The sequence below is a fragment of the Kitasatospora sp. NPDC057542 genome (genome assembly GCF_042801945.1).
Lineage (GTDB): Bacteria > Actinomycetota > Actinomycetes > Streptomycetales > Streptomycetaceae > Kitasatospora.
This window is the reverse complement of record NZ_JBHVFE010000033.1, coordinates 1-13,698: the sequence shown is the minus strand read 5'-3', so window position 1 is coordinate 13,698 and position 13,698 is coordinate 1. Positions and strand designations below refer to the sequence as shown.

Sequence of the window (13,698 nt, the reverse complement as noted above, 5' to 3'; positions counted from 1 at the left end):
CTGCGCCCGGACCGACACGGCATCGCACTGCGCTGAGACACACGCGCACCCACAGGGCGTGCGCCTTCCGTTCCGGACCCGGCATCGGCGCGGTCCTTCTCCGCCGTGACCCAGACGGTGAGGCGATCCACCGAGTCCTCGGCTACCTGGTCCGCCTGACCACGACGTGCCGCCTACACAGACAACCCCACCTGCACCAAGGCGGACGGAAACGGTACCCAGAGATCCGGCTCTACCTTCGAGAAGGGTTGAGATCAGTCTTGAACGTGGATACTTCGAGTGATGCGCCCGTGTTGGGCGACGTGCTGCTCGGCTTCTGGTCGGCCCGGGACCGCTTCCTGGAGGCGGGCTTGGCGACCAACCGCAGCGACCCGATCGGCGGCCTCGCGGAGTCTCTTGCCGCTGCAGCGTTTTGGCCGAGTGCCTCGGCGCGGGCGGCCTACGAGAGGGCGCGCGGCGTCCGCACTGGGATCGACCGCTCAGGCGAGTTCGGGCCGGCGCTCGGCTCCATGCCCGTGGCGGGGAACGGTCGTAGGAACTCACTGGCTGTCGAAATCGAACAGGGCTGAGGCCTGGGAGAGTGATCCACTGAGGGTGATGCGGCTGGTCGATTCCGACCAGGCATGCTGCTCGTTCGTCCGCTCGTAAATCGGCTGGGGAGGGCGGGGCCAAGAGCGCGCTCTGCCAGGGCTGGTGCGGAAAACTCGTTGCCCTGGAGCCCGTTAGCACTGGTAGAAAGGGGCATGGACGACAAGATCATTCCCCCGGTCGAGCGGATGCTCGCGGAACGCGCCTGCGAGCGCATCATCGTGGACTTCATCCACCGCCTCGACCTCGGTGACCCGAGCTCGGTGGCCGAGCTGTTCACCTCGGACGGCTTCTGGCACTGGCCCTACGGGGACCGGCGCATCGAGGGACGCGAGGCCCTGCGCCGCTACTTCGCCTCCCGCCCGGCGGACAGGCTGTCCCGTCGTCTGATGACAAACATCCTGGTCACGGTGGAGTCCGAGACGACGGCGCGGGCCGTCTCGTACCTGACGACGTACCGGGTCGACGGCTACGCGGGCGGAATGATCGAGCCCAGGCTCCCGGCCAACGTCGGCCACTACGAGGACACCTTCCGCAAGATCGACGGCGCCTGGCTCCTCGCCGGCCGCACCGTCTTCCTCCCCTTCGGCGCCGACACCGAGCGACTCCCCGCCCCGACTGCTTGACTTCCTCCCCGTGCTAAGGCACGGGGATTCCGGCCGCGCGTGCCGCGCAAGAACTTCGCCCCGTGCGTGCGCGCGTCGCCGGTGGTCGGCGCTTCACGGACCGCCTCGCGGCGAGGTCTCCACGCCCTGATGGGACTCGTCGGGCCGTGAGGGAGACTACGGTCCGTAGCCGCCAGTGGGTGAGCACTTTCACGCCCGGAGCCACTATGAGTTCGAGCCACGGGAACTCCCGCTTCGCCTCCACCAGCTCGATCGCGCCGCTTCGCGGCTCCGGCACAGCAAGAGCCAACCCCCAGCTGAAGCAGGGGGTCTGCGCTCAAGAATTCGGATCAAGTCAGCCTGTGGGGTGGGTGGCGGCGCGCCAGGACCGCCGCCGGGGGATGCTGCGGTCGAGGAATTCCTGCAAGGCGGTCGGGGTCCTGGGCCGGGGCTTCGGCGCGGGGGGCAGCTGAGAGCCGATGCGTTCGAGGTTGACCGCGATGGCAGTCAGGACGTGCTGGACGTGGGCCTTGTCATCGCTGCGGTAACGGCACTGGCGCATGCCGTGGCCGTTGACGAACTCGTTGATGGTGCTCTCAACTCCGGCCCGCAGGGAGTACCGCGACAGCCACTCCTGGGTCTGCTGCTCGGTCCGGGACTCGGACTGGATGTCCAGGAGTTCGCGGGGCAGGAAGGTCAGGACACGGCCGTCGCTGCGGGTGCAGGCTGCCTTGAGCGAGCACTGGCCGCAGTCCTTCTTGGAGAACTTCACCTGAAGGTAGGGCGTGCGATGGACGGGCGCTCCAGCAATGCCCGGCCAGTCTTGCCTGCCTGCAACTCGGCCTCCACGAACGGCCGGTCCTGGTACTGCTCGATCAACTGCCGTCCGTGCTCCGGAGAGCAGGCGGTGATGAATCTCTTGCCGTCGAGGCGCGGGTCGGTGCGGTGGGTGACCGAGGAGTCCCGCACGAGGGCGTGGTACTCGCTTCCGTCGGAGATCACCGTGCCGCACAGATCGCGGAGCTCCGGCAGGGCCTCGTCTTGCTCCTCGGTCTCGCTCACGCTCCATATCCACCCCGGCAGTGCCCTTTTCCCTGCTCAGACGGACCGAGCAGATCCGAAACCGGCACTGGATCACAAACTCATCAGCTCCGTCAACGAGGCGATCACCCGGATACCGGCGTCCACGGCACCGGAACCTCCGGAAGCCGAGCGGTCCAGCCAGATGGCCTGCAACCCTGCATCCCGCGCCCCGACCGCGTCCTTTTCGTAGTCATCACCCACGTAGGCCACCTCGGCGGGCGCCAACCCCAGGGCCTCGCAGCCCGCAAGGAAGATGCTCTCCGCCGGCTTGGCGGAACCGTGTTCTTGGGAGCAGACCAACGGCTCCGTAAAGTAACCGAGTAGCCCGATCGCATCCAGCTTCGCGCGCTGGTGCGCGGTCACCGAGTTCGAAACGACGCCGAGCCGGAATCGACCCGCCAACGCGCCCAGCGCCGGCTGAGCATCGTCGAACGCCCGCCGGCCCGCATCCCTCCGCAACGCATAGCTCGCGAACCACGCCGTAGCCGCCCCGTCCGTCAACTCAAGTGCGCCGACCACCCCGGCCTGTGCGAGAAATCGCCGTATCCGTGCGGCCTTCTGGGCGGCGAACGTCAACTCGCCGCTCAGGAACCGCGGGTACTCCTCCTCCCTGACTTCCCGCCACACACGCAGCGCCTCCGCTGGCGACGCGAACCGGTCGGAGAGCCCTTCGGCAACCAAGTGCTCGTGAAGACCGGCCTCCTCGGCCTCCTCGTACGCATACAGGGTCCCATCGACATCGAACAGCACTCCACGGACCGTCATACCGATCATTCTGGCGGGCAACACCGATCCGGACAGTCCCATGATCAAGAGTGACCTTCGACAACAGGCTCTCACCAGGGCTCGAATGCACTCCGGGACGTAAGCGACAGCCGCCGGGTAACGAGAGCACAGAGGTCAGGCCGTGTCGACCGGACACGGCCAGGCCTGGACCAGGCGAAGCGATCGTGTTCTGTCTGGTTGATCCGGACCGGCCAGTGACCGGGCGGTTCCTCGGCGGCGAAGAAGAACCCCCTGCTGGCGGGCAGCAAGGGGTTCTCGCGAGCCGGGTAGTCCAGGTGCCCGATGTACAGCGCGCTGGCGATGGCCAGCCCGGCCTCTTCCTGGACCTCACGTGCGAGAGCTTCGGCGAGGGATTCGCCGGTCTCGACGCCGCCGCCGGGCGGTTCCCAGCGACCGGCCCAGGAGTCCGAGGCCGTACGTCGGAGCATCAGGAGCCGACCGTGGCGGACGATGAGTGCACCCACACAGAAGGCGTCGTATCCGTCTACGCGTGCCAGGTCAATGAGCTCACGGTTCCTGCTGTCGGTGTTCCTCGCCACCGCCTGGCGCGGCGAGCTGACGAACACCGAGCCGGGCAAGCACCTCGCCGTCACCTGGACCCCGGCCGACGCGCTGCCGCTGCCGATGTTCCCGACCTCCCACGCTGCTCTGATCCTCTACCTGTCCGGGGGACGGGGCTTCTCCACCCACGGCTGGGACGGCGAGCCCTTCGACCCCCGCACCCTGGTCCGCATGTGAGAGCGGTGAGCCGACACCGCCGGCCTCCCCCAACCGCAGTTGTCGGCCGATGCCGGCACCCGGCTGCGCGCCATCGCCGGCGAACAGTCCGTCGAGGAGGAAGGAGTCGTCGTCTTCCCCGGCAGCACCGTCCCGTACGTCTACCGAACCGTGCACCGGCCGGATGGCGGAACCGACAAGTGTGCGGCGGCGGTCATACCGGTTCCGGGATTGAGGGGCTTCCGGACCCTCGGCACCTCAGGCCGGGATTGGAGGGCCGGGTCGGCGCCCGGTGCGGCCTCGTGCCGGTCCTGAGCGTGGCCGGAACGATGTCGACCATGATCAAAATCGCCAGAAGGGCCCCTGGCGCCCTATCAGCCGACCAGCCAACCCTTCATACCAACCACGTACCGAAAGGCGCTAGAAGGGGGCTTTCTGTAGGCCAATTTTCCGACATGGACATGCAATCGGGAGGGTTCGGCCCGCCCCGAGGCGCGGCAGCGGCCTCCTGGGCACCCCTGACCGCCGCCACCCAAACTCGAAGCCTGACAAACGGTCCAACGTACCGTCAGAACGACGACTCCTCGCTGCGCCCCTCGTCGCCGCCGGCGGCAGCCTTCTTGCGCTCCTCCCAGCCCGTCCAGAAGCGCTGCTCTCCCTCCCGCTGGGCGGCCACATCGGGAAGGACGTCAACGGCCTCGGCAAAGCGCCCCTGCCGAAACAGCAGTCCGGCCAGGTCGGTCGCGGCCCGCACGCCGGGCAGCGGGCGCAGGCGGGCGATGGACTCCCCCACCTGCCTGTCCTGGGCGAGCAGTCAGACGATGGTTACGGCCCGGGGAGCTATTCCTGGACGATGACGCGCTCTCCCTCGCCGGTGGGTTCCTCGAAGTTGGCGAAGTAGCGTTCCAGGAGTTCATCGGAGACGGTGACGCTGTTCGCGTCGTTCCGCTGGTTGCGGCTCGCCAGTCGGCGTCGCAGGGTTTCAAGATCGGCCTTGAGATGGATCAGTTCCCATCGGCATCCATGGGTCTCGATCGCGGCCTTGTAGCGGTCCCGGGTGGCCCGGCTCCAGAAGCTGTAGTCGATGACAACAGGGAGCTTCGCCTCCATCAAGCGGATCAGCTCTTCCCACAGCTCCCGCTCGACGGCGGACTTGAGGCGCTCGTACTCTGCCGGGTCGAGGTCGGCCCCGTCGCGACCGATGCGCTCCCACACCACCTCGTCGATCGACAGCCTGGTGTAGCCGCGGCCCTCAAGGGCCTGCGCGTAGGTGCTCTTGCCCGCGCCGGACAGGCCGCACATCATCACGACGACGCCGCGCTCCGTCCCGTCCAGATGCGGCAGGAGATCCACTTCTTCCACACAGGTGAAGCTAACGGACAGGCGGGCGGTCGCGCTCGGGATTTCCTCAGCGCCCACCTGCCTGGTCCTCGACTTCAAGGGCTCGCTGCGCGAGCGGCGCCGCGGGGACCGGCGCGCTGCCGGGGCCGACCCCTCTCGCAAGCCGGTGTTCGTGGACCGGCTCTCGGTCCCGTTGGTGCACCTGCGGTTGGGGCTGCCGCACGCGGCGCTCACCCAGTTGTACGGGGTCGACCGTTCCACCGTCTCCAGTGCAATCCGCGAAGTCCGGCCGCTGCCGACGGGCTGCGGCCTCGCTGTTCCCGACCGGCCCGGAACCGGTCGTACCCGCTCCGCCGGGGCCCGAACTCGGCAGGCAGGTCACGCCAAGGGCTGCCGACACGGAAGCGCCACATCACCCCCGGTCCAGGCCGGCGGGCGCTGGGTGGCCGAGCGCACGAGCTCCTGGATGAACAACTTCGGCAAGCTCCGCCGTTGCACCAAGCGACGAAGAACCGCAGTCGAGTTCTTCATCGCCCTGGCCAGCGTCATCGTCACCGTCCGCTGCCTGATCCGACGCGCCTGGACGCTCTACCGCTGGAACACCCGCCCAGCGCAGCCGCCGCATCCGGTGACCGCACTCGGCGGACGCAGACGGGCAGGAAGTCGTCCGGCACGGTGGGCGAGGAGCCTCGTCATGGTGGAGGACGCCTTCACATGGTCACCACAGGTACGCCGTCAGGGCGGTTGGCAAGCAGGGCCGCGATGTGGTCCGCGCAGCGCAGGGCCGCCGTGGCCATGGCGTTCCTGGTCATCCCGGCGACATGAGGGGTGAGCAGGGCGTTCGGCAGGCCGAAGAGCGGCGAGGCGAAGGCTGCGTGCTCGTGCTCGAAGGTGTCGATGGCGGCTGCCGCGAGCGGGTGTGCGGGGTCGCGCAGCGCATCGGCCAGCGCCTGCTCGTCAACGATCCCGCCCCGGGCAGTGTTCAGCAGGACCGACCCCGGACGCATCAGCGCAAGCTCCGCCCGCCCGACCATCCCTCGCGTCTGCGAAGTGAGCGGCAGGTGCAGCGAGACCACATCACTGGTCGCCAGCAGCGCGGTGAGGGAACGGGCCCGGGGCACCGATGCCTCGGGCGGTCGCCGCGAGAGGCCCTGGACCTCCATGCCCAGGGCGGTCGCCCGCTCGGCCAGTGCCAGGCCGATCCGCCCGAGCCCGACAATGCCGAGGGTCAGCTCCGACAGCTCTACCGCCGGTGCGACTGGTGCACGCCATCTGCCGCGGTGCGCGGCCTCGTTGTGTGCCGGGAGATCCCGGGTCAGGGCGAGGAGCTGGGCGAGAGCGAACTCGGCAACCGCATTCGCGTTGGACCCCGGGGTATGGGTGACGGCGACCCCGTGACGGGCTGCGGCCGCCAACTCGACGTGATCGGTGCCAGCCCCGGCCCGGCCGACCACACGAAGCCGGTTCGCGAGCTTCGCGTCCGTCGCCGCCGTGAGAAACGCCGCGCGCAGCGGCACACCGGCACGGGACTTGACCGCGTGGTAGCCGAGTCCGTCCCGGACAGTCTCGGCAAGCAGCGCGGGCTCGTCGAAGGCATCGAAATCGGTGAAGTCCACCCGGCCGGCCCAGGCGGTCCGCGCCCCGGCGCGATCGGTAACCCGCTGAAGATTCAGCGTGACGGCCAGCCCGTGGCCAAGCAGACGCTCCAGCTCCCGACCAAGCAACTCGCCAGGAGCCGCATCCAGCAGCAGGACTCGGGCTCGCTCCATGTGGCCCCCCTTTCCCCTTGCGTGGACCCTACTGCGGTCGAGGGACTGGTCACCGAGAGACCCCATGCCCAGCCCGATCCCGCACTTACTGGCGGACGCTCTTGACCACAATTCCTGACAACTGCTCGAACTGGCGGATCCGAGAGAGGCGCCGGGGCACTCGGACCGACGCGACTTTCGGTCGGTTACACGGCAGGATCTCCGCCGGCTGCGGGCCCCACCCGGCGGGTTCCAGGCCCATGTTGTCCGCGGACAACACAGTGGCGTGCTTCGTGGTCGCGACGGCAGGCTCCTTCGGTGGGGATGCGATGTTGTCCGCGGACAACATCTCGGGCACCTTCCGCCGAGCGAGGTGCTCGGTGTACTCGCCATCGGGGGCCAGCTGCAGTGGCGTCAGAAGCAGCACGAAAAGGGGTTGAGCCACCCGGGAAGCAAGACGGCCCGACACCTTCAGGTGCCGGGCCGCCGGTTGGGGGCTCTCTTGCTGATCAGCTGCCGGCCGTAGGCTCCGGCGCATACTCGTCCAGTCGGTCCAGCACCGTGGTGGCGACGACCCTCAGCTCGTCGGGCTGGAGAAAACGACAGAGCCAGGTCGCCACTCCTTCGAGGTCACGCCAGTCGGGAACGCCGGTTCCACCTGACGCGACCTGCTGGGCCTTCTGCAGCAGGCCCACAGAGGGCATCTCCTCAGAAGACGCAGCTCGGCCGTTCTCATCGGTACTGGCGTCACGCTGGTCCGGCAGGCCCGAGGTGTAAACGCCGTTTACACCAGAGGCCCCTTCCGGCGAGCGGCCCTCGGAGGACTGGACCGTAGCCGGCGTGTAAACGCCGTTTACACCGTCCTCGGCACCGTCGCCCCCACTGGTGGGCGTCGAGACGCGGTTGGTAGTCGTCGAGGCGCGGTCCGCCTTCTCCTCCGCCGGACGGTCCGCGCGCTTGCCCGCTCGCGCCGCCTTCGCCGCCAGCTTGTCGGCTGCCATCTTCTTCGCGGACTCGGCCCGGTCGAGCTGCTCAGCCGGGGTGATCTTCCCCGACCGCGCCTCGGCACCGATCCTGCGCGCATCCTCAATGGCCAGCTCCCCGGCCCCCGCCTGCTCCTGAAGCTCGGGGGACAGGTGCAGCAGCGCCAACCGCTGTCCCACCCACGCACGGGACTTGCCCAGCGCCCGCGCCACAGCGGCCTGGTTGCCGTCGTAGACCGAGTCCAGCAGCTGCTCGATCGCCTGGGCTTCCTCGAACGGCGACACGTCCTCGCGGTGGGCGTTTGCGATCAGAGCCGCCTCGACCATGTCCGAAGCGCGGGAGACCAGATCGTCGTTGAGGTCCACACGCAGGGTCTTGAGGCCCGCCTTCTGCGCGGCCCTCAGACGCCGGTTGCCGTCGAGCGCGACGAAGTCCGCCTCACCGATCACCTCCGCCTGGTCCGGATGTGCGTCGAGGAACGCGCCACGGCTCACCACGGTGACCGGAACGATCTGCTGGCGAGCCAGACTCTCGGCGAGCTCGTCGATCGACTCGCTGTCGATGGTCTTCCGCGGGTTGAGCGGGTTGAAGACGATCGAGGACACGGGCGCCGACGACGCACGCCGCACCCGGCCCGTGGCGTCCAGTGCCTCGCTGCGCGCCCGTACCTCGTCTCCGCGGGCCGCGCCCTGGGCCAACGCCCCGAACGACCCTCCGCCGGCCTGCAGCTTCTTGGCGATGCTCACGCGAGCCTCCGTCGGATCTCGCGCATGCGCTGCGCCTGGATGGATGTGGGGGCGTACATGAGCAGCGGCTGCTTGACGTGGACGGCCTCGCGCTGCTCCTTGAGGTCGGGGACGACGGAGACGACGGGCGGTGTGCCCAGCGACTGCCAGTTCTGGAGGGAGTGGGTGGCGACGTAGCCCTTGCGCTTGTCGAACTTGTTGACGACGAGTCCGAGCCGGTCGATGTCGACCTCGTAGTCGAGGCTGACGGTGCGGACCTGGCTGTCGAGCATGGCGTAGGCATCTGCGGAGGAGTCCTCCGCCTCGACCGGGATGAGGACGCCAGAGGCGCCGGGCGCCTCGTTCTTGCGGCGGTGCCCGTAGTAGAGGCCGGCGTCCATTGCCAGGCCGAGGTTCGGGGGGGCGTCGATCACGATGACGTCGAAGTGCTCCTCGAGTGGGGCGAGGGCACGCTGGAGGCTGGTCTCGCGGGGCCCGCGGACGGACCCGAGCCGGGAGTCGAGCAGGAACGCGTCGAAGCTCGAAGGGAGCAGGCTGAGTCGTCCTTCGAAGTGGTCCGGCTCGATCTCCACGACCTGGTCGAGCAGCGAACCGGCCACGCGGTCCCGGTCGACCATGTGGGTCACCAGGCTCTCCTCGCCCGGGGCGATCTGCTTGACGCCGAGCTGGGAGGTCAGGTGGCCCTGCGGGTCGTAGTCGACGAGCAGGGTGCGCAGCCCCGGCAGCGAGGGAAGCTTCGAAGCGCCCGTGCTGGCGGGCAGGCCCAGCGCTATGGCCTGGCCTGTCCCGGCGGCGATCGTGGTTTTGCCGACGCCGCCCTTCTGGTTGCAGACGACGATCCGCCGCGTGTACCTGGGGATCGTCAGCTCGGCGAGGGAGACGTTGTGGGAGTCGATCCACGCCCGGATGGCCTGGGCGAGGCCTTGTACGAAGGAGATGCCGCGGCTGGCGCAGTCCTTCTTGAACGCGTCGTACAGGCCGGTAGGGAGCCACGTGTTCCAGCTCTCGGCCCCGGACGTGTCGATGGTCGGGTTGCTGTCCGCCGGCCGGGCACGCCACTGCTCGACGGCCTGGGCGACGGCGTCCTGCATGTCGATGCCGAGCTGGGCGGCCCGGGTCTTGAGTTCCTGGCGGAGGGCTACAGGAAGCTTCGACGCAACCTTTTCCCGCTCTCCTTCGGAGTTTTGAGACGTCATGACGTCACCATAGTGGCGCCGGGCCGGTTTAGGCACATCACGCAGCCCGTGTGTCGTCCGGTCTCTCTTCCCCTCCGGTGTAAACGGCGTTTACACCGTTGCTTCCGACCAGGCCGCCACCCAGCCGATCCGACGTCATGTTGTCCCGTGCCATCGGACCTTGAGATGTGGACAAGGACCTGACGTCAGAAGCAGTTGTACAAGCGGCCAAGACCGCAGTCGAGCTCCGGCGCGGGCATCCATAAACCGGACGCCCACGCCCGCAACGCCCGCCTGACAGCTCGCGTCCAGCAACTGGAGAGACGGCTCTCCCAAGCCCTGGGAGAACAGGCGTGGCGGGAGTCCGGCCTCGGCGCGCCCGCCGACGTCGACGAACTCCACCGCACCATCACCCGGCTGCAACAGCGGACCGTGGAACTGGCACGACAGCTGGAGGAGGCGCGCGCCGACCTGGACGCCGCACGGTCGGCCAACCGGGACCTGACCCGGGCCTCAACCAGCGCAACTGAACGGATTCAATCGACCCGCTGGCCTGCTGAAGCGGGCCAGCGGCTTCATCTCACGGGGCGAAGGATGCCTTCGGAATCGGCGCGCGCGCTCGCGGCAAACTCCTGGAAGTCCATGTTCCCGATCGACAGATTCGCGTGCACGTCATGCACGGCGGCCGGGGTCGTACGGAACTCGCGGGCCGACGGGGAGTCGATCAGTTCCTGGTAGTACACGGGGTCGAGGTCCTCGTCCTCATGGAAGGGATCGAGGGCGAGAAGGGCGTACTGGGCGGACTTCATCGTGGTGTCGTCGGCGATGAAGACCACGCTGAGATCCTCATCCCGCTTCACCGCGGTGACGGCTGCCTCAATCGTCGCTCCGGCCCAGGCCGGGTCGTCCACCAGGTGGATCTCGGCCTCATACTCTCCGCCGGGCCCCCACGGCCGGGAAACCTCCTCCACCACCGCCCGCCACGCCACCTCATCCTCGTAATCGGTTCTGATGATCAGAGCAGCGAACTCCTCGCGTCCAACGATCTCGGGCAACCCGTTCACGCGTATCGCTCCTCGCCTCGGCCTTCAGCCAGCACACAGGAATCAGCAGTCATAGCGGTGGATCGTGGGCCAGTTGGGGCAGGCACGGCAGACGAAGACGTGGATGCCACCGGCGTCGCCCATGACCATCCCGTGGCTGTTGTCCTGCCGGGCGTCGGACACCTCCCAGCCGGAGCCGGGACTCGTCCGCTCCTCGACTGGCAGCCATCGGCCGCACGACTCGCTCGCCGAGATCGTCAGGAGGTGCTCCATCCGTTCGCCGCAGACGCACTCGGGCCACCTCGGCGCCTGGGTCCAGCCCGGATAGCCGCCGACCTTGCTCTGCCTGGTGGTGAACGCGTCGAAGTAGGAGATGCCTGTGGTCTCCTCAACCTCGTCGCTCCACTCCCCAACGCGCTCGACCAGATTGTCCGGTAGGTCCCAGTTCGGGTACTCAACGGCCTCAGTCGGGTGAACAACGCAGGGCCGAGGCACGTACTCGTCGTCGAACTCGTACGGCTTCGGCGCCTCCCCCCGCAGCTGCCCGGACGCGGCTTCCACGGCGGACCGCCAACGCAAGGCAGGCACAGGCGACCACTGGTCGTACTCAGAGTGGATCAGCGGGCACCAGAGCACCTGGAGCACATCGGTCCCAGCCGGAAATGTCAGCGCTGGAACATCCTTGGCGAAGAGTTGAACCACGGACACCATGGCCACGGGGGCCGGCCCGACCACTGCACGTCCGCGCGCAGGGTTGTAGTGGTCCGGCGCAATACATGTCGGCCACAGCTCGTCAGCCGGCCACAGCAGCGGTCCACCGAGCGAGCTCTCCCACCGACCGGGGGCACCGGCACGCGGGTACAGCAGAGTGGTGGATCGAGCATGTGGAACCAGGTCCGGGAAGTGGTCCGCTATATCGAGTGGCGGCGGCGGAACGGTGAAACTCATGAGGCCTCCAAATCGCCGCATGGTAGCGCGGGCCACAGACACCACCTGGCGGGGGATCAGCCCGGGGCGACTCGTGCGCAAGACGGCCAACGCTCACCCTCCCGGGCGATGGCACCACAGCTGTCGCATTCGCTAGCGTCACCTTCACCGCTGCTGACCTGCACTGCTCTATCCGCCACGCGTCATCAGCCCCAGAGAAAGGTGACCCACCCGGCGACGGCATCGTGGAATCGGCGGTGGCGGGCGATGTAGTTATGTAGGTCCACCCGTTCTGTCCGTTGTCCGCCGCTCAGGTAGTACTCACCCGGGTCCCTGCTTGTCACTGATCAGCGGCACACTGCGCGCATGAGTACTGATCGACATGCCATCCGGTTTGCCCCTGATCTGGCCTGGGTCGAATCCATGGGTGGTCCGCTGGTCGTTGTCCCGGTGTCCGCGCTGCAGCACTGGGGTGGCTGCACCGAGGACGGCGTGATCATTGGTGACGGCGATCAGCCCGACGACTACGACCGGGCCTGCGGGATCGAGGGCCTGGCTGACGTGATCGGCCTGCGCGGCCACGGCAGCGCCTCCGCGCTGGTGCTGGGCGACGAGCCCGCCACCACCTGCTACCTGTCCGAGCCGAGGGCCTTCATGCGCTGGCTCGCTGCCGACTCCGACGCCGAGCTGCTCGCCGCCACCGAAGCCGCGCTGAATGACCCGGCGACGTCGTGGGAGGAGTGCGGCCTCTGGGAGACCGACGGACCGGCGGTTCTCATGGATTCGGCCGAAGCCGGAAAGAATCTCGGCATGCCCTACCCGGACGGCAGGGGCCAGCCGGAGCAAGCCCCCGTCCACCTGCCCGCAGGACGCTGGAGAGTCCGCGCGTTCCACACGTGTGCCGACGAGTCCGTCTGGGTCGGCGTGGTCCAACTCCTCCCGGAGGCCGACGCCCAGTCGACAACGACTCCTTGACTCGGACACCGAGGCCGCCCCCGTAGCCCCGAAGGGACGGTCACGGACGCTGGGACGGCTCGAAGTGGCCCCACCGTCGCCCATCAGGCGTTCATGATCGGTACGCGTCGTGATACCTGCGCAGCCGGGGACCACGGATCGCGGGCAGCCTGATCAGGGTGTCCCTGAAGGCGCCGTCGTGGGGTTCCAGGGGGTACCAGGGGCGCGATGGCAGTGGGTAGTCGTCGCGCAGGACACCCTCCGGGAGCACCCCGGTGGCGGGCGTCGGCGAGGTCTCCCCGGGGCTGGTGAGGTACGTCCAGACTCCGCTGTCCAGCGGCACCACCGTCGCACCGCCATCGGGTGGGCACCACGGTTCGCCTGTTCCGGGGTGGCGGGGGACGAGGAGGATGTCGGGGCGGGGCCGGGGCTCGGGGATGCCCGGGCCGGCCAAGCCCACTGAGCGGGGGTCGGGCCCGGGCGGGAGGTAGCGGGCCACGGCGTGGCCGAGCAGCTCGGCGGCAGGGCCGGCGGGAAGGGTCACCGGATGGTTCTCGGTGGCCGCCACGAGGTGAGCCAGCGCGACGCCGACCGCGGCCTCCCAGCGGCGGCTCCACGACCCGTCGGGTTCGACGGGCGGGATGCGGTGCTCGACACGCTCCAGATCCGCCCAGTCGGGTAGCGGGTCGGCCGGGGACCCCGAGGGACGGCGGACGACCGCGTCGGGCTCCAGCCACACTGTCTGCCACGAGCCACAGTCGTCGATCCGGGTCGCCACGGCCCGTCCGCACCCCGCACAGGCCAGGTTGGGCCCGGCCCGGCCGTCCACGCCCCGGCAGTAGCCCTCACACTTCTCCAGGATCAGAGTCATCGATCGGGAGTCACCGGGCGCGATGACGATCCTGCCCCCCTCTCTGCCAGCCTTGGGTGAGACATCCCGCTTTGTCGGGTTAGCCTGAGAGGGCCCGAGTAGGAGTTCCACCCCTGATGACCAGCACCAA

The 13,698-nt window shown here is 68.6% G+C and carries 17 protein-coding genes and 2 pseudogenes; 6 read left to right on the top strand and 13 right to left on the bottom strand.

The genetic code is table 11. The features are described 5' to 3' along the window. Positions 1-293 precede the first annotated feature (293 nt). Together ACFU7Y_RS07035 and ACFU7Y_RS07030 are read left to right on the top strand one after the other, a co-directional pair. Positions 294-569 (top strand): hypothetical protein, encoded by a 276-nt coding sequence (locus ACFU7Y_RS07035; protein WP_380766716.1) that lies wholly within the window; start codon positions 294-296, stop codon positions 567-569. Positions 570-743: 174 nt separating this feature from the next. Then, on the top strand, positions 744-1,214 hold the full coding sequence (locus tag ACFU7Y_RS07030) for a nuclear transport factor 2 family protein (RefSeq protein ID WP_224273139.1): 471 nt from the start codon (positions 744-746) through the stop codon (positions 1,212-1,214). A gap of 334 nt (positions 1,215-1,548) precedes the next feature. Here the strand turns inward: ACFU7Y_RS07030 and ACFU7Y_RS07025 are convergent, their stop codons facing one another. From ACFU7Y_RS07025 to ACFU7Y_RS07010, 4 genes are all read right to left on the bottom strand, one after another. Further along, on the bottom strand, positions 1,549-1,965 hold the full coding sequence (locus ACFU7Y_RS07025) for a transposase (RefSeq protein ID WP_224273137.1): 417 nt from the start codon (positions 1,963-1,965) through the stop codon (positions 1,549-1,551). Then, positions 1,962-2,255: a hypothetical protein gene (locus ACFU7Y_RS07020; RefSeq protein WP_380766715.1), complete on the bottom strand. Its 294-nt coding sequence runs from the start codon at positions 2,253-2,255 to the stop codon at positions 1,962-1,964. The genes ACFU7Y_RS07025 and ACFU7Y_RS07020 overlap by 4 nt, the downstream gene beginning before the upstream one ends. A gap of 72 nt (positions 2,256-2,327) precedes the next feature. Continuing rightward, positions 2,328-3,026, bottom strand: coding sequence for an HAD family hydrolase (locus tag ACFU7Y_RS07015; protein WP_380766714.1), 699 nt, complete (start codon positions 3,024-3,026; stop codon positions 2,328-2,330). An 86-nt stretch (positions 3,027-3,112) separates the two neighbouring features. Next, positions 3,113-3,526: an NUDIX hydrolase gene (locus ACFU7Y_RS07010; protein WP_380766713.1), complete on the bottom strand. Its 414-nt coding sequence runs from the start codon at positions 3,524-3,526 to the stop codon at positions 3,113-3,115. A gap of 37 nt (positions 3,527-3,563) precedes the next feature. Here ACFU7Y_RS07010 and ACFU7Y_RS07005 point away from each other — a divergent pair, with 37 nt between their 5' ends. Beyond that, on the top strand, positions 3,564-3,800 hold the full coding sequence (locus tag ACFU7Y_RS07005) for a hypothetical protein (RefSeq protein ID WP_380766712.1): 237 nt from the start codon (positions 3,564-3,566) through the stop codon (positions 3,798-3,800). 547 nt (positions 3,801-4,347) lie between these two features. Here the strand turns inward: ACFU7Y_RS07005 and ACFU7Y_RS07000 are convergent. Together ACFU7Y_RS07000 and ACFU7Y_RS06995 are read right to left on the bottom strand one after the other, a co-directional pair. Next, a complete protein-coding gene (locus ACFU7Y_RS07000) occupies positions 4,348-4,572 on the bottom strand; it encodes a hypothetical protein (protein WP_224273131.1) in 225 nt (74 codons plus the stop codon). Between the two features lie 47 nt (positions 4,573-4,619). Next, on the bottom strand, positions 4,620-5,198 hold the full coding sequence (locus ACFU7Y_RS06995) for an AAA family ATPase (protein WP_380766711.1): 579 nt from the start codon (positions 5,196-5,198) through the stop codon (positions 4,620-4,622). Here ACFU7Y_RS06995 and ACFU7Y_RS06990 point away from each other — a divergent pair. Then, positions 5,146-5,403, top strand: a pseudogene (locus ACFU7Y_RS06990) (transposase family protein); the annotation flags it as partial. The gene ACFU7Y_RS06995 and the pseudogene ACFU7Y_RS06990 sit on opposite strands and share 53 nt — an antisense overlap. Here ACFU7Y_RS06990 and ACFU7Y_RS06985 read toward each other — a convergent pair. Further along, complete coding sequence (locus ACFU7Y_RS06985) at positions 5,351-5,533, bottom strand: hypothetical protein (protein WP_374119884.1); 183 nt, start codon at positions 5,531-5,533, stop codon at positions 5,351-5,353. The pseudogene ACFU7Y_RS06990 and the gene ACFU7Y_RS06985 overlap by 53 nt on opposite strands. 5 nt (positions 5,534-5,538) lie before the next feature. Between ACFU7Y_RS06985 and ACFU7Y_RS06980 the strand changes: the two are divergent. Continuing rightward, a pseudogene (locus ACFU7Y_RS06980) lies at positions 5,539-5,739 on the top strand (IS5/IS1182 family transposase); the annotation flags it as partial. Positions 5,740-5,830: 91 nt separating this feature from the next. Here ACFU7Y_RS06980 and ACFU7Y_RS06975 read toward each other — a convergent pair. The 5 genes from ACFU7Y_RS06975 to ACFU7Y_RS06955 all read right to left on the bottom strand — a co-directional run bounded on the left by ACFU7Y_RS06975 (position 5,831) and on the right by ACFU7Y_RS06955 (position 11,377). Further along, positions 5,831-6,889 carry an NAD(P)-dependent oxidoreductase gene (locus ACFU7Y_RS06975; RefSeq protein ID WP_380766710.1) on the bottom strand — a complete coding sequence of 353 codons (1,059 nt, stop codon included), beginning with the start codon at positions 6,887-6,889 and terminating at the stop codon, positions 5,831-5,833. A 488-nt stretch (positions 6,890-7,377) separates the two neighbouring features. After that, complete coding sequence (locus ACFU7Y_RS06970; RefSeq protein ID WP_380766709.1) at positions 7,378-8,598, bottom strand: ParB/RepB/Spo0J family partition protein; 1,221 nt, start codon at positions 8,596-8,598, stop codon at positions 7,378-7,380. Continuing rightward, on the bottom strand, positions 8,595-9,794 hold the full coding sequence (locus tag ACFU7Y_RS06965; RefSeq protein ID WP_224273116.1) for a ParA family protein: 1,200 nt from the start codon (positions 9,792-9,794) through the stop codon (positions 8,595-8,597). The genes ACFU7Y_RS06970 and ACFU7Y_RS06965 overlap by 4 nt, the downstream gene beginning before the upstream one ends. 554 nt (positions 9,795-10,348) lie before the next feature. Further along, entirely contained in the window at positions 10,349-10,837 is a 489-nt protein-coding gene (locus ACFU7Y_RS06960; protein ID WP_224273108.1) for a DUF6924 domain-containing protein, read from the bottom strand. A 42-nt stretch (positions 10,838-10,879) separates the two neighbouring features. Beyond that, the gene (locus ACFU7Y_RS06955) at positions 10,880-11,377 is read right to left on the bottom strand and encodes a hypothetical protein (RefSeq protein ID WP_224273106.1); all 498 of its coding nucleotides are present in this window, start codon (positions 11,375-11,377) and stop codon (positions 10,880-10,882) included. Between the two features lie 732 nt (positions 11,378-12,109). Here ACFU7Y_RS06955 and ACFU7Y_RS06950 point away from each other — a divergent pair. Beyond that, entirely contained in the window at positions 12,110-12,718 is a 609-nt protein-coding gene (locus ACFU7Y_RS06950) for an Imm21 family immunity protein (RefSeq protein ID WP_380766708.1), read from the top strand. Between the two features lie 91 nt (positions 12,719-12,809). Here ACFU7Y_RS06950 and ACFU7Y_RS06945 read toward each other — a convergent pair whose 3' ends face one another. Further along, on the bottom strand, positions 12,810-13,568 hold the full coding sequence (locus ACFU7Y_RS06945) for a hypothetical protein (protein ID WP_380766707.1): 759 nt from the start codon (positions 13,566-13,568) through the stop codon (positions 12,810-12,812). Positions 13,569-13,698 lie beyond the last annotated feature (130 nt).

Excerpts from the sequence above, each read along its gene's own strand:
- ACFU7Y_RS07030 (WP_224273139.1), top strand. The coding sequence starts at position 744 with ATGGACGACAAGATCATTCCCCCGGTCGAGCGGATGCTCGCGGAACGC.
- ACFU7Y_RS07005 (WP_380766712.1), top strand. The coding sequence starts at position 3,564 with ATGAGCTCACGGTTCCTGCTGTCGGTGTTCCTCGCCACCGCCTGGCGC.
- ACFU7Y_RS06985 (WP_374119884.1), bottom strand. The coding sequence starts at position 5,533 with ATGTGGCGCTTCCGTGTCGGCAGCCCTTGGCGTGACCTGCCTGCCGAG.
- ACFU7Y_RS06975 (WP_380766710.1), bottom strand. The coding sequence starts at position 6,889 with ATGGAGCGAGCCCGAGTCCTGCTGCTGGATGCGGCTCCTGGCGAGTTG.
- ACFU7Y_RS06965 (WP_224273116.1), bottom strand. The coding sequence starts at position 9,794 with ATGACGTCTCAAAACTCCGAAGGAGAGCGGGAAAAGGTTGCGTCGAAG.
- ACFU7Y_RS06950 (WP_380766708.1), top strand. The coding sequence starts at position 12,110 with ATGAGTACTGATCGACATGCCATCCGGTTTGCCCCTGATCTGGCCTGG.
- ACFU7Y_RS06945 (WP_380766707.1), bottom strand. The coding sequence starts at position 13,568 with ATGACTCTGATCCTGGAGAAGTGTGAGGGCTACTGCCGGGGCGTGGAC.